At 43.0% G+C, this 19,441-nt stretch carries 19 protein-coding genes; 10 read left to right on the forward strand and 9 right to left on the reverse strand.

Annotation, left to right across the window (positions count from 1 at the left end; translation table 11 throughout):
- The first annotated feature begins 19 nt into the window (after positions 1-19).
- Complete coding sequence (gene epmB / locus OCV39_RS13260) at positions 20-1,042, forward strand: EF-P beta-lysylation protein EpmB (RefSeq protein ID WP_113798995.1); 1,023 nt, start codon at positions 20-22, stop codon at positions 1,040-1,042.
- 84 nt (positions 1,043-1,126) lie between these two features.
- Complete coding sequence (locus OCV39_RS13265; RefSeq protein ID WP_113798996.1) at positions 1,127-1,618, forward strand: MgtC/SapB family protein; 492 nt, start codon at positions 1,127-1,129, stop codon at positions 1,616-1,618.
- Between the two features lie 126 nt (positions 1,619-1,744).
- On the opposite strand, the gene OCV39_RS13270 is transcribed toward OCV39_RS13265, so the two are convergent.
- From OCV39_RS13270 to OCV39_RS13280, 3 genes are all read right to left on the reverse strand, one after another.
- Positions 1,745-2,305: a VC2662 family protein gene (locus OCV39_RS13270; RefSeq protein WP_017053380.1), complete on the reverse strand. Its 561-nt coding sequence runs from the start codon at positions 2,303-2,305 to the stop codon at positions 1,745-1,747.
- Positions 2,306-2,577: 272 nt separating this feature from the next.
- The gene (gene groL / locus OCV39_RS13275; protein ID WP_017053379.1) at positions 2,578-4,224 is read right to left on the reverse strand and encodes a chaperonin GroEL; all 1,647 of its coding nucleotides are present in this window, start codon (positions 4,222-4,224) and stop codon (positions 2,578-2,580) included.
- Between the two features lie 74 nt (positions 4,225-4,298).
- A complete protein-coding gene (locus tag OCV39_RS13280; protein WP_017053378.1) occupies positions 4,299-4,589 on the reverse strand; it encodes a co-chaperone GroES in 291 nt (96 codons plus the stop codon).
- A gap of 445 nt (positions 4,590-5,034) precedes the next feature.
- On the opposite strand from OCV39_RS13280, the gene OCV39_RS13285 reads away from it, so the two are divergent.
- Entirely contained in the window at positions 5,035-6,387 is a 1,353-nt protein-coding gene (locus OCV39_RS13285; RefSeq protein ID WP_136995685.1) for an MATE family efflux transporter, read from the forward strand.
- A gap of 134 nt (positions 6,388-6,521) precedes the next feature.
- Here the strand turns inward: OCV39_RS13285 and cysE are convergent, their stop codons facing one another.
- The 4 genes from cysE to OCV39_RS13305 all read right to left on the reverse strand — a co-directional run bounded on the left by cysE (position 6,522) and on the right by OCV39_RS13305 (position 9,835).
- Complete coding sequence (cysE, locus tag OCV39_RS13290; RefSeq protein ID WP_017053376.1) at positions 6,522-7,343, reverse strand: serine O-acetyltransferase; 822 nt, start codon at positions 7,341-7,343, stop codon at positions 6,522-6,524.
- Positions 7,344-7,434: 91 nt separating this feature from the next.
- Positions 7,435-8,424, reverse strand: a complete 990-nt coding sequence (gene gpsA / locus OCV39_RS13295; RefSeq protein WP_261889522.1) for an NAD(P)H-dependent glycerol-3-phosphate dehydrogenase — start codon at positions 8,422-8,424, stop codon at positions 7,435-7,437.
- Between the two features lie 305 nt (positions 8,425-8,729).
- Positions 8,730-9,200: a protein-export chaperone SecB gene (gene secB / locus OCV39_RS13300; protein WP_017053374.1), complete on the reverse strand. Its 471-nt coding sequence runs from the start codon at positions 9,198-9,200 to the stop codon at positions 8,730-8,732.
- Between the two features lie 200 nt (positions 9,201-9,400).
- Positions 9,401-9,835: a rhodanese-like domain-containing protein gene (locus tag OCV39_RS13305; RefSeq protein WP_136995684.1), complete on the reverse strand. Its 435-nt coding sequence runs from the start codon at positions 9,833-9,835 to the stop codon at positions 9,401-9,403.
- Between the two features lie 422 nt (positions 9,836-10,257).
- Here OCV39_RS13305 and OCV39_RS13310 point away from each other — a divergent pair, with 422 nt between their 5' ends.
- On the forward strand, positions 10,258-11,544 hold the full coding sequence (locus OCV39_RS13310; RefSeq protein WP_261888603.1) for a tyrosine-type recombinase/integrase: 1,287 nt from the start codon (positions 10,258-10,260) through the stop codon (positions 11,542-11,544).
- Positions 11,545-11,734: 190 nt separating this feature from the next.
- Here OCV39_RS13310 and OCV39_RS13315 read toward each other — a convergent pair whose 3' ends face one another.
- Positions 11,735-13,108, reverse strand: a complete 1,374-nt coding sequence (locus OCV39_RS13315) for a primase-helicase family protein (protein WP_261888604.1) — start codon at positions 13,106-13,108, stop codon at positions 11,735-11,737.
- 134 nt (positions 13,109-13,242) lie between these two features.
- Positions 13,243-13,401, reverse strand: a complete 159-nt coding sequence (locus OCV39_RS21190; RefSeq protein WP_390903225.1) for a helix-turn-helix domain-containing protein — start codon at positions 13,399-13,401, stop codon at positions 13,243-13,245.
- 321 nt (positions 13,402-13,722) lie between these two features.
- Between OCV39_RS21190 and OCV39_RS13320 the strand changes: the two genes are divergently transcribed.
- From OCV39_RS13320 to OCV39_RS13345, 6 genes are all read left to right on the forward strand, one after another.
- Positions 13,723-14,265 carry a recombinase family protein gene (locus tag OCV39_RS13320; protein WP_261888605.1) on the forward strand — a complete coding sequence of 181 codons (543 nt, stop codon included), beginning with the start codon at positions 13,723-13,725 and terminating at the stop codon, positions 14,263-14,265.
- A 2-nt stretch (positions 14,266-14,267) separates the two neighbouring features.
- Positions 14,268-14,825 (forward strand): DUF5683 domain-containing protein, encoded by a 558-nt coding sequence (locus OCV39_RS13325; protein ID WP_261888606.1) that lies wholly within the window; start codon positions 14,268-14,270, stop codon positions 14,823-14,825.
- Positions 14,826-14,882: 57 nt separating this feature from the next.
- The gene (locus OCV39_RS13330; RefSeq protein WP_261888607.1) at positions 14,883-15,416 is read left to right on the forward strand and encodes a hypothetical protein; all 534 of its coding nucleotides are present in this window, start codon (positions 14,883-14,885) and stop codon (positions 15,414-15,416) included.
- A gap of 471 nt (positions 15,417-15,887) precedes the next feature.
- Positions 15,888-17,420 carry a 2,3-bisphosphoglycerate-independent phosphoglycerate mutase gene (gpmM, locus tag OCV39_RS13335; protein WP_261888608.1) on the forward strand — a complete coding sequence of 511 codons (1,533 nt, stop codon included), beginning with the start codon at positions 15,888-15,890 and terminating at the stop codon, positions 17,418-17,420.
- 233 nt (positions 17,421-17,653) lie between these two features.
- Positions 17,654-18,289: a TetR/AcrR family transcriptional regulator gene (locus OCV39_RS13340; protein ID WP_113795430.1), complete on the forward strand. Its 636-nt coding sequence runs from the start codon at positions 17,654-17,656 to the stop codon at positions 18,287-18,289.
- A 150-nt stretch (positions 18,290-18,439) separates the two neighbouring features.
- Entirely contained in the window at positions 18,440-19,399 is a 960-nt protein-coding gene (locus tag OCV39_RS13345) for a DHHA1 domain-containing protein (protein WP_261888609.1), read from the forward strand.
- Positions 19,400-19,441: the final 42 nt, after the last annotated feature.

Genomic DNA, 19,441 nt, shown 5'->3' on the forward strand with positions numbered 1-19,441 from the left:
CATCTTTGAGTTAATTTCAATGCCGCATATAATAACCCGAAAAGCCGAATCTGTTGAGCAAAACTGGCTCAAACAGCTATCGAATGCGATCTCAGACCCCGCAAAACTCCTAGAACAGCTAGAAATTGACCCTCTGCATTGGAAAAAAGGCTTCGAAGCGAAACATTTATTTGCTCAACGTGTGCCACAAAGCTTCATTGATCGTATGGAAACAGGCAACCCTCACGATCCATTGCTACGCCAAGTGCTTCCTCTAAGCGAAGAGTTTGAAGTTCACCCTGGCTACTCCACAGATCCACTGGAAGAGCAAGGCAACGAAACACCAGGGTTGCTGCATAAATATAAGAATCGAGCATTAATGATAGTGAAAGGTGGCTGCGCCGTTAATTGTCGCTACTGCTTCCGTCGCCATTTTCCCTATCAAGATAACAAAGGCAGCAAACAAGTTTGGCAGCAGAGCCTTAGCTATATTGCTCAGCAACCTGAGATCAATGAAATCATATTGTCAGGTGGCGATCCTCTCATGGCGAAAGATCACGAACTTGAATGGTTAGTGGCCGAAATAGAAAAGATTCCTCACGTCAAACGTCTGCGTATTCATAGTCGATTACCAGTGGTGATTCCCGCTAGAATTACTGATGAGCTATGCTCCATACTCAAACAGACATCGCTACAGACGATCCTAGTTACGCATATCAACCACGCCAACGAGATCAACGCTGAGCTAAAAGGAAGGCTCGCGAAACTCAAAGCAGCCAATGTCACTCTTCTCAACCAAGGAGTCATGCTAAAAGGTGTCAACGACTCAGCATCAGCACAAGTCAATTTAAGCAATACCCTATTTGATGCAGGTATATTGCCATACTACCTGCATGTTTTAGACAAAGTTCAAGGCGCTGCTCATTTTTATATCTCAGATAATGAGGCGAAAAAAATAATGGCAGAAGTGATGGAGCAAGTGTCTGGCTACCTAGTGCCAAAGCTCACACGGGAGATAGGAGGAAGAAAAAGCAAAACACCACTCGATCTGCATTTAGAGTAAGTCGATATTTTTATCGTCACTACTAATTTTCTGATTCGATTAGCTATACTTTTCCATGCATACTCCGCAATTTAGGAGCTGACCATGCAACCCATCGTTTCAGTTTTAGATCTTGGCCCGTTTAGTTGGTCAGCTTTAATGTGTTGTGCGATAAACGGAGTACTCATTGGGGTTGAAAGACAAACTCGTGGTAAACCCGTAGGAATAAGAACATCGATACTCATTATAGCTGGCACCTACTTCTTCATGTCGATGGCGATATCTTTATCACCGAACACACTTGATCAAGCGAGAGTACTAGGCCAAATTATTACTGGCGTCGGTTTTTTAGGCGCGGGAGTAATGATGACACTCGATGGGAAAATACATGGCGTGACATCTGCCGCTATCATTTGGATGCTGGCCGCGCTTGGCATGATGATAGGTCTAGGTTACTTACAGCAATCTGTCGTGATCACTCTATTAGCGCTTTCCGTTCTTTTAGGTGTTGATAAAGCCGAGAACTCCTTTAAAAGCTTACGCCGAGGCGTACACCAAAAGTTTCGCCAAAGACCAGTACCGCCCAATAAAAAATAAACCCAACAAGCCGTAATCAAAAAAGCCCAGACACACAACGCGCGTCTGGGCTTATCTATTCGTATCAAGAAACATTTCGTATCAAGAGGCATCTGAAATTTGACTTCAAACGCCCTAATATTTCAATTACTTCGCAAAGTTAATGATTGGGAAGCACTTAAAGAAGCCATTGTCAGCACAGTTGATCAAGCCAACTTGAACGCCTTCTATTTTCGCCGTTTTATTGAAGAAGCCAAGTTGGACAGTTGATGCATCAGAGAAGTTTGCCGCACCAAAATCAACCAAAGTGTTACCTTCTGAATAGTTCACAAAACTCACGTTAGCGCCTTTCACATTATTAGTAATGTTCACAGCACCAATGTTCGCTCCCGTCATATCACCGCCCATCCAGTTAAAGAAACCCAACGACGCACCCGTCATCTCTTGGTTAACTTTAGCCGCACCAAAGAAACCTAAGTTAACACCCGTAGTTTTCTGAGTTTCCGACATACCAATTATTGCGATATCAAGGCCTTTTACTTCATCAACTTGACCATGAAGCGCTGCAACACGAACACCTTTTACACTGGTGTTTGATGGTGCATTAAAGTCATTGATTGATGAGAACATGACAGGCGCACTATCAGCAAGAGCAATAGGAGAAGCGACTGCTGCCGATACAGCAAGAACTGAAAGTAGTTTATTCATGATAAAAATCTCCACTGGCTATAGTTAGCCCTATTTATTTAAGGCTTTATTTTATATGTATTATCAATCACTAATGTTAATACCAAGTCATGATTGATCGTTGAGGTAAGTACTCAAAAACAACACTAGATGTGCAACTTACCACTTATATAACTATAGCCCTTATCATTGTAAGTGCAGACTTTTTAAACGCGCACAACAAAACCGCAAGCAATAAAAAAGCCGAAGGCATAAACCTTCGGCTTTCGAATCAAGACAGGAAGTCTTTCGGCTTACATCATGCCGCCCATTCCACCCATACCGCCCATGCCACCCATATCAGGCATTGCAGCAGCAGAATCTTGAGGCTTATCTGTTACCATCGCTTCTGTTGTGATCATAAGACCCGCAACTGATGCTGCGAACTGAAGTGCAGAGCGCGTTACTTTAGTTGGGTCAAGAATACCCATTGCGATCATATCACCGTATTCGCCCGTTGCCGCGTTGTAACCGTAGTTACCTTCGCCAGCGCGAACGTTGTTAGCAACAACAGAATCTTCTTCGCCTGCATTCTTCGTAATTTGACGGATAGGAGATTCCATCGCACGAAGTGCTACGCGGATACCCACATTTTGCTCTTCGTTATCACCAACAAGGTCAGCAACTTTAGATGCAGCGCGGATCAGTGCAACACCACCACCAGCAACCACACCTTCTTCAACCGCTGCGCGAGTTGCGTGAAGTGCGTCTTCTACGCGGTCTTTTTTCTCTTTCATTTCAACTTCAGTTGCTGCGCCAACTTTGATTACTGCAACACCGCCAGCTAGTTTCGCTACGCGCTCTTGAAGTTTCTCTTTGTCGTAGTCTGAAGTTGCATCTTCAACTTGTTGACGAATTTGAGCAACGCGACCTTGGATCATCACTTCTTCACCAGCGCCATCGATGATCGTTGATGTCTCTTTAGTGATAGAGATACGTTTTGCTTGACCAAGATCTTCTAGCGTTACTTTTTCAAGATCTAGACCGATCTCTTCAGAAATAACCGTACCACCAGTAAGAATAGCGATATCTTGAAGCATAGCTTTACGACGGTCACCGAAACCAGGCGCTTTAACAGCAGCCACTTTCACGATGCCACGCATGTTGTTAACAACAAGAGTTGCAAGCGCTTCGCCTTCTACATCTTCAGCAAGAATAAGCAGTGGACGAGACGCTTTTGCTACTGCTTCTAGTGTTGGAAGTAGTTCACGGATGTTCGATACTTTCTTATCAATAAGAAGAACGAACGGGCTTTCTAGATCAACACTGCCTGCTTCTTGGTTATTGATGAAGTAAGGAGATAGGTAACCACGGTCGAACTGCATACCTTCAACAACGTCTAGCTCATCTTGTAGAGCTTGACCTTCTTCAACAGTGATAACGCCATCACGGCCTACTTTTTCCATTGCTTCAGCAATCAGGTTGCCCACAGTAGAATCAGAGTTAGCAGAGATAGTACCTACTTGTGCGATAGCTTTAGTATCTTCACATGGCACAGATAGCTCTTTAAGTGCTTCAACAGCAGCCACAACCGCTTTGTCGATACCACGTTTAAGATCCATTGGGTTCATGCCAGCGGCAACGGCTTTAAGACCTTCAGCAATGATTGATTGTGCAAGTACTGTTGCAGTTGTTGTACCGTCACCCGCCGCGTCATTCGCTTGCGAAGCAACTTCTTTAACCATTTGTGCGCCCATGTTTTGGAACTTATCTTCAAGTTCAATTTCACGAGCAACAGAAACACCATCTTTAGTGATGGTTGGAGCACCAAATGATTTGTCTAGTACAACGTTACGGCCTTTAGGACCTAATGTTACTTTTACCGCGTCAGCCAGAACGTTTACACCTTCTAGCATTTTGATTCGTGCGTCGTTACCAAATTTAACGTCTTTAGCAGCCATCTTTATTTTCCTTTTTAAATCTGTTTTTATCTAATTAGTAGAATTCGAAAAACGAATTACTCAACGAGTGCTGGTTATTCAACAATAGCCATGATGTCGTTTTCAGACATGATCAACACTTCTTTGCCGTCGATTTTTTCAGATTTAGTGCTGTAGCCTTCTGCAAAAATAACGCTATCACCAACTTTAACATCCAGTGGTTGAACTGAGCCATTTTCTAAAATGCGGCCTTTGCCTACCGCTAGAATAATACCGCGAGTTGATTTCTCAACAGCAGCACCAGTTAGCACGATGCCACCAGCAGATTTTGATTCAACTTCTTGGCGTTCAACGATTACGCGATCGTGTAAAGGACGAATGTTCATTGGTCGTCTCTCCTGATTGAGGTTAATTTGATGAATGTCGATTTGTCGACTAGTGAATATTAAGTGGGGTGCGATCCCTGATAACCCAAGGGGTCAGCAATTAAAAAGTGTGATTAATATAACGAAATAGATCAAAGTTTTAATCGTATTGAATAAGGAATCCACGCAAGAGAGATTTTCAACTCTTCCTGCCGACTTCGAGGGGGAATAGATAAGAGCTTGATGAGTGTTTAAATAAGCGCGGTGCATTCTATAATCTCCACTTTGTATCCTGTATCCTACTCACTTCCCAGAGACACGTTTTCATAACGCTCATTTTTTCATAACGCTAGTTGCCATAAAGCTAATTGTCATAAAACTAATAGCCATAAAGCTAATTGTCTTAAAACTAATAGCTACGAGCTAACTGGCTACAGAGCGGATTTCCATAGAGTAAAGGTTATTCATGCAAGATAAGCACGGCTTACTGACCGCCCCTATCACCAATGTGCTGCGCCAAATGACCATCCCGATGATTTTCGGCTTGGTGGCGATCTTGATGTTTAACTTAGTGGATACTTTCTTTATCTCGTTACTCGGTACTCAAGCGCTCGCGGCGATCAGTTTTACTTTTCCCGTCACGTTTGGTGTGAACTGCATCACCATGGGTATCGGGATTGGGTTATCGACAAGCATTGGTCGTCTACTTGGACAGGGCGATGCACACTCTGCGGCTCGATTTACTAGCCACGGTTTATTACTTGCGGTGTTACTTGTCGCGCTAACGTCAACGCTCGGTTTTTTCACCATTGAACCTCTGTTCTTAATGCTTGGTGCAGAGCAAGAGCTGATCCCTCTGATTGAGCAATATATGCAGGTTTGGTATCTCACCATCCCATTGCTAGTGATCCCTATGGCGGGCAATAGCGCCATTCGTGCCACTGGAGATACCAAAACCCCCGCCAAAATCATGATGCTCGCTGGACTTATCAACGGAATTCTCGACCCATTGCTTATTTTTGGTTATGGCCCATTCCCTGAACTTGGGATTCAAGGTGCAGCGATTGCAAGTGCTTTCAGTTGGTTTGGAGCGTTAGGGGGATCATTCTATGTTCTGATTCTGCGTGAAAAACTACTGGCTCCCCCTCGCTTATCAACTATGTTCAATGATTGGAAGTTAATCCTAAAAGTCGGCACGCCTGCGGCTCTATCGAGTGCAATGAATCCTCTTTGTGGTGCTATCTTGATGATGCTGCTTGCGAGTCATGGTACGGCTGCTGTCGCGGCTTATGGCGCAGCACAACGAATTGAATCTATCTTAATTATCGTATTAATGGCGCTCACTTCCGCCCTCACCCCTTTTATGGCTCAAAATCTAGGGGCCAAGAAACCACAACGTAGTTTCAATGCTCTTTTCCTGAGTATGCGTTTTTCAATTGTTTTCCAACTGATCATTTTTGTCATGATGGTGCCGCTTAGCATTCCACTTTCCGCTCTGTTTTCTCAAGAGCAAAGCGTGAGAGATTTACTGTGGCACTACCTTTTAGTCGTGCCTTTTAGCTACGGTTTTCAGGGGATTTTGATGATGTTAGTGAGCGGGTTAAATGCGATGCATCAACCGATGAAAGCATTTCGTTGGAGCTTCATGCGTCTGTTTGTATTCACTCTACCAACTGCATGGGTCGGGAGTTTACTCTACGGTATTGAAGGCTTATTTATAGGTATCGCTCTGGGGAATGTACTTGGTGGCGTTTGCGGTTATCTCTATGCATTGAAGCTAAGAAGAGAGGAGCATGGTATCGAGACTCATCACGCTTAATGTCAATGTAGGGTTTCAATATAGAGTGCCGAGATAGAGTCATAAGTTGTCGCAATATCGATGTTAGCAGCGAACTCTTTAATAGAAGACGCCACCACTAACATCAAACAAGGATGAAACTCTGAACAGAATGTCTAGATACCATCCCCACCCGTAAAGCTTTGTGATTTACCGTTAAACTGCTGGTCCATATCGAGCGAAGGCTTACTGCTCTTAGGTTTACCCACAATCTTAGCCGGAACACCCGCAACCGTTGTATGTGCAGGAACCGCTTGAAGTACAACCGAGCATGAGCCAATTTTCGCCCCTTCTCCCACTTCGATGTTACCTAGAATTTTAGCCCCAGCACCAATCATGACGCCTTCGCGAATTTTAGGATGACGATCACCGCACTCTTTACCCGTACCACCTAGCGTCACGTCTTGCAGGATAGACACATCATTTTCAACCACTGCAGTTTCGCCTATCACAATACCTGTAGCATGATCGAGCATGATCCCGCGGCCAATACGCGCAGCAGGGTGAATATCAACTTGGCATGCGACTGATATTTGGTTTTGTAAGTAGGTCGCAAGAGCAATTCGCCCCTGTTTCCACAACCAATTCGCAACGCGATAGCCTTGTAGCGCGTGATAACCCTTCAAGTACAACAGTGGCATTGAATACATTGCAACAGCAGGATCTCGCGTAACAGTCGCACAAATATCACAAGCTGCGGATTCCATGATCTTCGGGTCTTGCTCAAAGGCTTGTTCAACCACTTCACGAACCGCCATTGCAGGCATAGACGCGGTTTTTAGCTTATTCGCCAAAATATAGCTCAATGCAGAGGCAAGACTATCGTGATTAATAATCGTCGCATGGTAGAAGCTTGCTAACATCGGCTCTTGTTCCGACTGTTCACGCGCTTCGCGTACGATTGATTTCCATACTTTCTGTTTTTCGCAATGTTTCATGAATCGGTTCCAGTCGTCCGTGTTTTAAGCTCTAGCTCACTCATTTCACCATAGGGAGCTTTTCGCTCCCTTTAGCTATTCTTTTCTGTTTTTATGCTTCTGATTTCTTATCTCGCGCTAACAGATCTTGAGCAGCAAGATGTGCATCTTTACCTTGATACAATACTTGATAAATTTGGTCAACAATTGGCATCTCAACACCCATGCGATTTGCCAACATCCACACCTCTTTGGTATTGCGATAGCCTTCCACCACCTGACCAATTTCTTGTTGTGCGGTATCGACATCTTTACCCGAACCTAGCGCTAGCCCAAAGCGGCGGTTACGCGATTGGTTATCGGTACAAGTGAGCACCAAGTCGCCTAATCCAGCCATACCCATAAAGGTTTCAGGTTGCGCTCCTAATGCAGCGCCTAAACGGCACATTTCAGCCAGACCACGCGTGATCAGCGCTGTACGAGCATTAGCACCAAAACCAATACCATCGGACATGCCAGCACCAATAGCGATTACGTTTTTCACGGCTCCGCCTAACTGCATTCCCGTAAAGTCGCTGTTCGCGTATACACGGAAGGTTTTACTACAGTGGATTTTCTCTTGAAGGTCAGCGACAAATTGTTCGTCTAGAGAGGCCACTGAAATCGCCGTTGGCATTCCCATCGCAAGCTCTTTCGCAAACGTTGGGCCAGATAGTACCGCTAATGAGTAGCCATCTCCGACCGCATCATGCGCCACTTCTTTAAGCAAGCGACCCGTTTCAGGTTCAAGACCTTTGGTTGCCCAACAGATACGAGTATCACTGCGCAAATGAGGCTTCAGGCTATTAAGTACAATACCGAATACGTGGCTTGGTACTACAATCAATAAATCTCGGCTGGCTTGCACCGCTTTTTCTAAATCCGATTCAACAATCAGTGTTTCGGGGAAATCGATTCCTGGTAAAAACTCATGGTTGGCACGATCGGCTTCTAATTTCGCCATGTGGCTCTCTTCATGTCCCCAAATGACAACATTAGCCCCATTACGCGCTAAAGAGATCGCCAGAGATGTCCCATAAGAGCCAGCACCAATCACGGTCATCGCAATCTCTTTACCATAAACGTCATGACCAGATGCTTTTGCGTTTTGCTGGTCTAGCGAATTTTGAGCATTCAGTTTTTGAGAATTCGGTTTTTGAGAGTTAGAGTCTTGAGAATCTGTCATTGTTTCACCTGATTATTGGTCGCTACGTTCAGCGTTATTTATTGGCTAGTATAAATAAAAAATGCACATCGCTCTAATGATCTCAATAAATCATTGTTGCTCTGTGCATTTAAAAAGCTTTCAAGAGAAGATTATTGCAACATTACATCGCGGCTCTAACCTTCTCTGATGTCTGGTCTCAATTATGCTTCAGGTTGAGCTTCAGCTTGTTGAGCTTGGTTTTGTAGGTAGTTCATGAACAATGCATCGAAGTTAACTGGAGCAAGGTTCAATTGTGGGAACGTACCTTTAACCACTAGGCTAGAGATTGTTTCACGAGCATATGGGAATAGGATGTTCGGGCAGAAAGCGCCTAGGCAATGTGCAAGTTGTCCAGCTTCCATTTCACCAGCAGTGAAGATACCACCTTGTTGAACTTCACATAAGAATGCTGTTTCTTCTTCATTCTTAACCGTTACCGTTAAACGTAGAATGACTTCGTAAACGCCTTCACCTAGCTCACGGCTTTGAGTGTCAAGATCTAGCTTAACATCTGGGTTCCACTCTTTTTGGAACATGTTTGGTGAGTTAGGCGCTTCAAATGAAACGTCTTTTAGGAAGATACGTTGGATTGCAAATTGTTGTTGTGCTTCTTGAGGTGCTGCTTCAGCCATTTTCTTAATCCTTAAAATACTTACTCAAAATAGAGAATCTGTTGGTGTGTCTGCCTTTAAGCGAATAAAAAGAGACTACCCGAGCTCCATTACAATGACTAGATTAAGCCTCCATTACGTGGAAAGCATCACAACTCTTAGGGATAAGTGCCGAGATTTTGCCCAGTCATTGCATAAATAAAACCAATTAATAGAGCGAACTATTTTTTACCACGTATTAGTGGCATGTTTGCTTCGCTCCAACCTGCTAAACCATTTTGCAGCAAGTTAACATTTTCAAAACCTGCTTTTGCCATAAGGTTTGCACTTTCGACAGCCGTTTGGCCTGTCTTACATACAACAATGATTGGGTCAGCTTTATGGTTTTCAAGGCTACCAAAGTTACCCGCTTTGATATCAGACGGTAAAATGTGAACTGCGTCCGTAATATGCCCTTTCTTGAACTCATCTTTAGTACGGATATCCACAACCACACCATTTTCACGGTTCATCAGTTGTGTGGTTTCCGCTGAGTTGATCTCTTTGTATGCTGCTGTCGTTGATTTCACAATATTCATGATCACTGCAACAACCAAACCAATCCACGCAATTGCTAGGATCATATTCTCTTGAAAAAATGCTACGTATTCTTGCATATCTGCACTCTACAATATCGGGCTAAAAAGTTAGACAGGGAGTATAGCGAGGTTATAAGCGCGAAGCGAGAGAGGAAAATATTTCTAAGCAATAATTGAGATCTGTTGTAAATGATTATTCGTATCGGCAGAACTCATCGAAAAGAACAACATCGCCTTTAAACCTTCTTGATATCTATCTTGCATCCATCCAGTTGAATTGTGGTACTAATCTCTGAGTTCAAAAGAAAAAATGATAATATATGAAAGCGAGTAACGATAAACTGCGAACATTATTTGATCTTAGCCTACAGTTTCCACTACAAACTGTAGTAAAATTACGCTAATTTTATTTTTGCCATCAAAAGCCCCAAAGCCCACACGGTATAAGGCCTGAAGAGCAACTATGTGTCACACAAACTGTACAACAAAGTGAAATACACATGCCCGATACTAAGTACTTAATCCGTCGTCACGACACCTATTACTTTAACTACCGCATTCCTGAATCTCTTAAATCCGAACTGAAAGTCAGCGGAGCATTCTTCCGCCAATCCCTTAAAACAGGATCTCTAAAAGAAGCGCAGCGTCTACGGACTGCAAAACTAGCTGAATTACATAAACTAGAAGATGAGGTGAATTCTAGAAATTCAGGCTCATCTCGATTCGAAAAACTACTGACTGAGCTAAGAATCGATAGAGATTCAGCCCCAGATGAATTCGATATTCTCAACCCAGACGACACTAAAAAATCGAATGATAGCGTCTATGTCGATGCTTATAAGGTTGCTAGTAACGAACTAATTCAAATTAAACGAGTACAAGACAGCGTTGAACTTCGAAAGAAACAGTATGGGCTTAATTTAAGTCAGGTATATTCGTTATATATGAATGACCATCCAAAACTGAAAGAGACATCAGTCAACCAATATAAGCAAGCTCTCAATTTCCTACCAAAAAGAATGCATTCCACACCTGTTGAGCAATTGAATCGTAATGACATTAAAGATCTCATCAAAAATACAACCCTTATGCAAAATACGGTTAAGGCAAGGATTCGGTATTTGAAGCTCATCGTCACCTACGCTTGTGATGAAGATAAGCTAAGTGGAAAAAATCCATTCGAGAATCTAAATGTATCATCGTTGATGAAAAACGGAGCACCGAAGGGAAAATTGCCACTTCCCACGGACATACACGGTATCATTTTGAAAGAAACAGAGTCTAGACGAGATTGGCAGTTCGCTCTGCCTCGTTTATTACCCCTTACCGGATTGCGCATTTCCGAAATGCTATCTTTAACTCCTGAAGATATAAAAGACGGAATGATTCACATCAAACAAGGAAAGACGGCTAACGCAATTCGTCAGATTCCGATATCTAAAGAAGTACAAGCAATACTTGATGAGATAACCCCCGTAGATGGAAAGCTAATCCCTCATGCAAGTCCTAGAAGTGTACAAACTACATTGATGCGTAACAAAGAGAAATGGGGATGGGCTGGTGGAGAATACGGAACACACAGTTTCCGCAAAATGTTTGCGACCGCACTTCAAGAAGTAGGCTGCCCAGAAGCAGATGCAAACTTTATGATGGGGCATCGTTCTCCAACATTGAGCTATGGACTTTACAGCGTCAATCCTGATGTAATAAAACGCATAAAGCCGTCAGTGGATAAGGTTATAAATGCTCCTATGATGAAGGCGCTAAAAACCGAGCTATCCAAATAAAAGAAAACCGCTTGTTGCTTCTAACAGCCACAAGTGATCTATCTTGAGGTACGTACCTAGTACGTACTAAATACGTGCCAATGCCCGAACCCTCGTACCAAAATATTTAGCGGATACTCTATCGAATATCAAAAGTCAGACTAAAAGTACGAGGGTACACATCTTCATTAACTTATTTCTATATATAGGACTATACCGAGAACTGACTTGCTTGCTCATCGATAGAATCACCAGCCCTAGTAAAGCGTTCTCGCTCATCTATCAAGACAGCGTATGCCGCCTCGCCTTTCAAGCCATCAAGGAAGTATCCAGTTGCCTTGCTCCTACCAACTCTTTTCTTCTGATACCCAGCATCCTCAAGCTGATATTTAAAGCTCGTATTCTGGCTCAACTTGCTCCAAATGAAGTTTTCACCAAGATTTGCACCGATAATAAGAGAGTTCCAACGCCCTTCGTCGATTGACTCCCAGCCAGCATTTCTATATTCCTTAATTATCTGTTCCACAGGGTCTTCACACATTGCCAAATATTCCTTTTTGGCTTCTGTCATAGGACAAGAGTGAGGCGACCACTTCGATATGTCGTAATTAAGTAAGTACCCATGTACCAGTTCCCAACTCACGCTGAACCAATCCAAAAACTCACCGATAAATTCTTGCGTGTCTTCCTTATCAATCTCATGGATAACGTATGCCATGACATAGATACGGCGGTCTTCCTGCTCAATATTAAAGGCTCGACCTTGAGTATTATCAGCGAACATAAAGCGGCTAAATATCTCCTGCTTGTAAGGTCTAACATGCTTTGGGTTCACCAAGACCTCGCTAGTAGTCAGCAAACTTTTCATCTCAAGGTAAACGTTCATACCCTTAGCCTTGCTTTCATCCACGAAAACTAGCAGATTATTCGCAACACTCTCACTATGCGTCCCTCGAATCTCTTTCAAATTGGTGGTCACGGTCTGTTTACAAAGCAACTTATTTAGTACACGCTCAACGAGAACGTTCTTACCTACGCCATGCTCTGTTCTAAATAATGGGTGCACGCTAGGGCGCTCCTCCGGCTTCTGTATCATATGCGCCATCCAACACATCAACCACTCGGTATCACCGGATCCTATCGTTAACCTGTTTATAAGTTCGATAAACGGCTCCACACACATCTTTTGTACCAGTGGATCTTCTGGAAGGAATGGTTGTTCTAGTATTTGAGCTAGAGTTTTAGCGTCACCTTGAGGCTTGTAATCATCCTCCTTCCATGCCTTGAATGTATTGACGAAATTACAACCATTTTCGGAAATAAACTGCGATTTGTTCGGCATAAATCGAGTGCCTGACACTAATGGTAATCGCCTCTGAAGCGCGTATATAGCATCGGAAGGCTTCAAATCGGCCTTAATCGCTCTGGTTTTCATATTAGAAACACTACTTGATGTGTCCGTCCTGTGATTCCATAAACGAGGTTGAGGTTTATCATCCTCAAACCAAAACCATCCCTCGGCTTTCAAGCGTGAAACCCATTCATTTTTGCTGGCTTCTGCTGCCAGCTCCTCCATAACATCCATGTTCTACTCCTTGCTGGGTAATTTTCTGTTCTAATAATTGATTAATATAACTTGCTAGTGGCATATCGGCCTGATTGGCCTCTCGTAACAGCTGTTCATATATTGTTTGCTTCAGTGATAAATACATAATTGCCTCACTTCAGTCCTTCTGTTCGTAAAACTCGCCCCACGGTATTGCGGTGACACCCCAAAGAGCTAGCGATAGCTTGATGAGTCCAATTCAAATCGCGAAGCTCAATGATTCGTGCACGTTTAGTGCGAGTAATGCGGTTCGTTAGCATGATTTCCTCCATGTTTGCTGTATTCCCACTCGTATTTTAATGAGATTGAACAACTACGAACCGCTATGCACCACTTCTGCTCCTCAAATTCAATATCGAGCCGTACTTTCGTTATAAGTCAGATAACGCAAACATCACGGAGAACTCTAATATGAGAAATACACTTATCACCTTAGTCGCATCAGCTGTCGTCGAACTACTTTTGAGCGAGGTCAACGACTACTTAACTAAACGATTTAATCACTCAATAAAATAGAAAGCATCATCCGTTAAGTGATATATTCGGCAGCCTTATTGGTTGCCGATTTCTTATTCCTATAAGGAGAAACAGATATGGCAATCGTTGGGTACGCTCGAGTGAGCACCACGGGACAGAGCTTAGAGACTCAGCTTAGTGCACTAGCTGATTGTGAGCTTATCTTTCAGGAGAAAGCTTCTGGTGCGCATTCAGAGCGTCAGGAGTTAGCTCGAATGCTTGAATATATTCGGGAAGGTGATACGGTAAAAGTTACTAAGTTGTGCAGGCTTGCACGGAATACAAAGCATTTACTTGAAGTTGTTGAGCTACTCGATAGCAAGAAGGTATCGCTTCAAGTATTGAATTTAGGAATTGATACAGCCTCACCAACAGGCCGCTTAATGGTCACACTTATCGGTGCTATCGCTACGTTTGAGCGACAGCTACTACTTGAACGCCAAGCAGAAGGTATTGCACTGGCAAAATCGAAAGGCAAGTACAAAGGAAGAAAGCCTACGGCTAGAGCTAAGCAAACTAAAGTTCTCGAACTGTTAGCTGGTGGTATGAGCAAATCGCAAGTAGCGAAAGAACTAGGTCTCAGCCTTTCAAGTGTTTATCGAATTGAGAAAGTGAATTAATTATGAATAGTCAAGAAAAGTCACCTTTGGTAGCCCTGCTGTTAAGCTTTTTAATTAGTGGCTTAGGGCAAATATACAATGGTTCTACCTCAAAGGGGATCATTATGGTTGTGGTTTACGTCGTCTGTTGGGCGTCAGGAGCTCTTGTCATTCCATTGATTATTTTATTTATCCTATGGATATGGGGAATGGTTGATGCGTACAGCGAAGCAAATACAATTAATGAGTCACTATTAAATAAAATTAGAATAGAAGAGGTAGAGAAAGAAGAAGCTTTGAAACAAGAAGCTTTGCGTCAGGCTCAAGAAGAAGCCAGAAGGCAAAAAGAAATTTCTCCTACCGAGTTCATCTCTATGATTGATAAGAGTTGGCGTCTATTTCAAGGGGAGTTAATTTCTGAGTCTGAATTCTCTGAGCGAAAAAAACAAGCTATAGGATTACTTATAGAAAAATCACTACCTGTTGAGCCAGAGGAAATGCTGCTTGCTTTACTGCCACTTAAAGAGGCAAAAAAACTGAGTTCAGAAGAGATTCAACAGATTAAGAGCTTAATATTGTAGGCAGTTAAGTTGATATACGAACAGGTTCGACAATTTTCTAAGGTTATAGGTGAAGTGATGTTTAACATTTTCAAAAAGAAACAAAAAAACAATGATATTGGCGCAGACATGGCGAAACAAATGTTCGACAGTTTCGTTCACGCCACTGAAAACGGGCTTATCGAATGGGAACAAACACAGCTTTTTTCTAATGTGTTCGTGCACTTCGACCAACCAGAAGGTGAGAATCGATTCACTTACTTCACCCCTTCCACAACGGAAGAAAGCTTACCCATTGCCGTAGCTCAATTCATTATGAAAGGCGTTGATAATGATGGTTACATGGTGTTTTCCGTTTCCTGGTTTGTTGCAGATTATATGAGAAACCAGAGTCAGGGTTATCAAGTGGTTTACAGATCTATCAAGGAAATGACACACCGCTTTTCTGGCGCATTTAAGGGGCGTGGCATAGCGTTCGAAGCAATCGTAAATGTTAACAATACTGCTTCGAACAAGCTGGTTAAAAAAGTTATGAACGGAAACGATATTGTAACGCTTGATAACGAACACGGCGAAACTGTATCCAACTATCTTTGGAAAGTAGAATTCTAATTTCGACTAATCCAATATTAAACAATGGTGATTGAAAAGGATGGTCTAAACCTGATTGAGCAAATTCACACATATAGTGACCAACAAATGTGATGTTATCACTAGAGCATAGCCTAGTGATAAAACCAGAACAGCCCCAATGATTATGTCATTAGGGCTGTTTTTGTATTTTGACAACAAATTATCATAGGGTCTAAGTCTATTGAGAGGGTCATCACACTCCCACCAGCATTCGTAATAAAAACTGATGTAAACTTACTTAATTCAAGTCAAGTTTAGGGGCTAGATTCTAGCCAATAAAAGAATTAGACTTGAGTCACATTTAACTAATACAGTTAGTGTCACACAATTGGCAATACCAGATGTAACACAGCGAAGAATAACTCACTGATAACGTAGAGTTTTATCTTGTATTGAATATTACGCTAATTTATTTCTTAAAATTACTTTGAATTGAACGAGGTCAGTCCTATGTCAGCTAAGAAGCCAATGGCTCTAGTGATCCTTGACGGTTACGGTTACCGTGAAGACAACCAAGACAACGCAATCGCAAATGCAAAAACACCAGTACTTGACGGTCTAATGGCAAGCCAGCCTAACACTCTCATCTCAGCTTCTGGCTTAGATGTAGGTCTACCTGATGGTCAAATGGGTAACTCTGAAGTTGGTCACACTAACATCGGCGCTGGTCGCGTTGTTTATCAAGATCTTACTCGCATCACTAAATCTATCTCAGATGGCGAGTTCCAACAAAACGAAACGCTAGTTAACGCTATCGACAAAGCCGTTAAAGCAGACAAAGCGGTTCACATCATGGGTCTTATGTCTCCTGGTGGCGTTCACTCTCATGAAGATCACATCTATGCAGCAGTAGAAGCAGCAGCAGAGCGTGGCGCAGAGAAAATCTACCTACACTGCTTCCTAGACGGACGTGATACTCCACCGCGTAGCGCAGAAAACTCACTACAACGCTTCCAAGATCTATTCGCTAAATTAGGTAAAGGCCGTGTGGCTTCTCTAATTGGCCGTTACTACGCAATGGATCGTGATAACAACTGGGATCGCGTACAAAAATCTTACGAGCTACTTACTGAAGCAAAAGCAGAATTCACTTTTAATTCAGCGGTTGCAGGCCTTGAAGCCGCATACGCTCGTGAAGAGAACGATGAGTTCGTACAAGCAACTGAAATCAAAGCAGAAGGCGAAGCATCAGCAGCAATCGTTGAAGGCGATGCGGTTATCTTCATGAACTACCGTGCTGACCGTGCGCGTGAAATCACTCGTGCATTCGTTCCTGATTTCGATGGTTTCGCTCGTAACGTATTCCCAGCAATCGACTTTGTTATGCTGACTCAATACGCTGCAAACATCCCTCTACTTTGCGCATTCCCACCAGCATCACTAGAAAACACTTACGGTGAGTGGTTGTCTAAAGAAGGCAAAACTCAGCTACGTATTTCTGAAACTGAAAAATACGCACACGTAACTTTCTTCTTCAACGGCGGTAAAGAAGACGAATTTGAAGGCGAAGAGCGTCAACTTGTGGCTTCTCCAAAAGTCGCGACTTACGACCTACAACCTGAGATGAGTGCTCCTGAGCTAACAGAAAAATTGGTTGCAGCAATTAAGGGCGGCAAATACGACGCTATCGTTTGTAACTTCCCTAACTGTGACATGGTTGGCCACACTGGCGTATACGATGCAGCAGTTCAAGCGATGGAAGCTCTGGATGAGTGCATCGGTAAAGTGGTTGCTGCAATTAATGAAGTGGATGGCCAAATGCTAATCACGGCTGACCACGGTAATGCTGAAATGATGGTTAACCCAGAAACAGGCGGCGTTCACACTGCGCACACTAACTTGCCAGTTCCGCTAATCTACGTGGGTAACAAAGATCTAGAATTTAAAGAAGGCGGTAAGCTTTCTGACCTAGCTCCAACGATGCTTGCACTATCTGGTTTAGAAATCCCCGCTGAAATGTCTGGTGAAGTTCTAACTAAATAATCGTTCAAACTAAAATAATTAAAGAGACTTACTCTTTTAAGGCTTTTTAATCGCAAAACAGAGCGTCCGTATTTCTACGGGCGCTTTTTTTTGCGCCATTTTTCCGCCAGTGCGTCGTTCGGTGTTTACATCCTCAGCAAGTACGATGAGTGATAAAACACAGGCTGAGATTCGCTCTTAGTGAGTTCTGTGGGTATACTTGCGATATACATGGATAGGGGCATTTAACGAAAATGAAGACACGCGATAAAATTGTGTTCGCAGCACTAGATCTTTTTAATGAAAATGGTGAACGTAATATCACGACCAACCACATTGCGGCGCACATCGAGATCAGCCCTGGGAACCTTTACTACCACTTTAATAACAAACAAGAGATAGTGCGTGAAATTTTTGCTCTCTACTCCGCTGAATTATTGGAGCGTTTTACCCCAATCGAAGGCCAAAAAGAGACGCTAGTGTTGCTGCGTAGCTACCTCGATTCAATTTTCACCTTAATGTGGAAATACCGCTTCTTCTACGCAAACCTGCCTGAAATTCTCTCTCGTGATGAAAAACTGCATGAAGAGTACATCGAAGTGCAGGACAAGTTACAAGCGAACCTTGTCAGTATCACAAGAGCATTTGTTGAAATCGAACTGCTTTCCGTCAGTGAAGAAGAGATAAAACCATTGGTGACAACGCTGCATTTAATTGCCTCAAGTTGGCTTGGTTATCAATCTGCGATGTCGCCAAAAATTCAAATAACAGAATCCGTTGTACATCAAGGCATGCTACAAATGATTACCGTGATGAAGCCTAAAGCAACCGCGAAAGGGTTTGAGCAATTACAGCTATTAGAAGATGGCGTAAAGGTCATGAATGCTTAATTGATCCTTTAAATGATGAGTGATTGTGAGTAACAATCACTTTTCTCACCGCTTCTGACTCCTTCTACCTTATAACACATCCGTATTTTCCTCTTACCGCCTATCTTGCATAAGATAGAGGCTGATAAATTCAATCAGAAATGGAGCTTCATGAACTACGATATCTTCAATGGTGATGCCGACGGTATTATTGCTCTGCTACAGTTACGCCTCGCTACCCCTCAAACCGCAACCTTGATCACAGGTGTAAAGCGCGACATTAATTTACTCGCTCAGTTACCCACGACGAGTGGCGAAGATAGCGTGACGGTCTTAGATATTTCGATGGTAAAAAACAGCAAAGCACTGCATCAATTAATCGATTCAGGCGCTGATGTTTTTTATGCTGATCACCACCAATCTGGGGAGATTCCTCAAGCAGACAACCTAGATGCACACATCGATCTGGCTCCGAACACATGCACAGGTTTGATTGTCGATAAGCTGTTAAATGGAAAATACCATGCATGGGCCATTACGGCGGCGTATGGGGATAACTTACTTTCTATTGCCGACGCATTAGCCGATACCGCTGGGTTTGATGCATTACAAAAATCACAATTGAAAGAGCTTGGCACTTTAATTAACTACAACGGTTATGGTGAGCAGTTAGAAGATCTACACTTTCATCCTGCCGATTTATATCAAGCTCTGCTCCAGTATTCATCACCATTTGCAGTCATAGACGATCACCACTCCCCTTTCTATGTTTTACAACAAGCGTATCAAGACGATATAAAAACGATTTGTAGTTTAGCCCCCTTCTACCAGTCTTCTATTTTATCTGTATTTTCACTGCCAAACACGGCAACCTCTAGACGCATCAGTGGCGTATTTGGAAACCAACTCGCCAATGAAAGCCCGAACTCCGCTCATGCGGTACTAACAGAAAACAGTGATGGCAGTTTTAAAGTCTCATTACGAGCACCGTTAAATAATAAGCGGAAGGCTGGCGAGATTTGTAGTCAATTCCCAACGGGGGGAGGAAGAGAAGCGGCGGCAGGCATAAACGCTTTACCCGCGAAAGATATCACACGTTTTATTGAAGCGGTCACGGCTTGTTATCAATAGATACCGCGCAATAAATAGTGAAATGAACCGCTAATATCGAAG

Origin of the sequence: Vibrio cortegadensis (genome assembly GCF_024347395.1) — a bacterium.
In the GTDB taxonomy this organism is placed as follows: domain Bacteria; phylum Pseudomonadota; class Gammaproteobacteria; order Enterobacterales; family Vibrionaceae; genus Vibrio; species Vibrio cortegadensis.

Coding starts and splice junctions, on each gene's coding strand:
- epmB (WP_113798995.1), top strand. CDS start 20: ATGCCGCATATAATAACCCGAAAAGCCGAATCTGTTGAGCAAAACTGG.
- OCV39_RS13265 (WP_113798996.1), top strand. CDS start 1,127: ATGCAACCCATCGTTTCAGTTTTAGATCTTGGCCCGTTTAGTTGGTCA.
- OCV39_RS13270 (WP_017053380.1), bottom strand. CDS start 2,305: ATGAATAAACTACTTTCAGTTCTTGCTGTATCGGCAGCAGTCGCTTCT.
- groL (WP_017053379.1), bottom strand. CDS start 4,224: ATGGCTGCTAAAGACGTTAAATTTGGTAACGACGCACGAATCAAAATG.
- OCV39_RS13280 (WP_017053378.1), bottom strand. CDS start 4,589: ATGAACATTCGTCCTTTACACGATCGCGTAATCGTTGAACGCCAAGAA.
- OCV39_RS13285 (WP_136995685.1), top strand. CDS start 5,035: ATGCAAGATAAGCACGGCTTACTGACCGCCCCTATCACCAATGTGCTG.
- cysE (WP_017053376.1), bottom strand. CDS start 7,343: ATGAAACATTGCGAAAAACAGAAAGTATGGAAATCAATCGTACGCGAA.
- gpsA (WP_261889522.1), bottom strand. CDS start 8,424: ATGACCGTGATTGGTGCTGGCTCTTATGGGACATCTCTGGCGATCTCT.
- secB (WP_017053374.1), bottom strand. CDS start 9,200: ATGGCTGAAGCAGCACCTCAAGAAGCACAACAACAATTTGCAATCCAA.
- OCV39_RS13305 (WP_136995684.1), bottom strand. CDS start 9,835: ATGCAAGAATACGTAGCATTTTTTCAAGAGAATATGATCCTAGCAATT.
- OCV39_RS13310 (WP_261888603.1), top strand. CDS start 10,258: ATGCCCGATACTAAGTACTTAATCCGTCGTCACGACACCTATTACTTT.
- OCV39_RS13315 (WP_261888604.1), bottom strand. CDS start 13,108: ATGGATGTTATGGAGGAGCTGGCAGCAGAAGCCAGCAAAAATGAATGG.
- OCV39_RS21190 (WP_390903225.1), bottom strand. CDS start 13,401: ATGGAGGAAATCATGCTAACGAACCGCATTACTCGCACTAAACGTGCA.
- OCV39_RS13320 (WP_261888605.1), top strand. CDS start 13,723: ATGGCAATCGTTGGGTACGCTCGAGTGAGCACCACGGGACAGAGCTTA.
- OCV39_RS13325 (WP_261888606.1), top strand. CDS start 14,268: ATGAATAGTCAAGAAAAGTCACCTTTGGTAGCCCTGCTGTTAAGCTTT.
- OCV39_RS13330 (WP_261888607.1), top strand. CDS start 14,883: ATGTTTAACATTTTCAAAAAGAAACAAAAAAACAATGATATTGGCGCA.
- gpmM (WP_261888608.1), top strand. CDS start 15,888: ATGTCAGCTAAGAAGCCAATGGCTCTAGTGATCCTTGACGGTTACGGT.
- OCV39_RS13340 (WP_113795430.1), top strand. CDS start 17,654: ATGAAGACACGCGATAAAATTGTGTTCGCAGCACTAGATCTTTTTAAT.
- OCV39_RS13345 (WP_261888609.1), top strand. CDS start 18,440: ATGAACTACGATATCTTCAATGGTGATGCCGACGGTATTATTGCTCTG.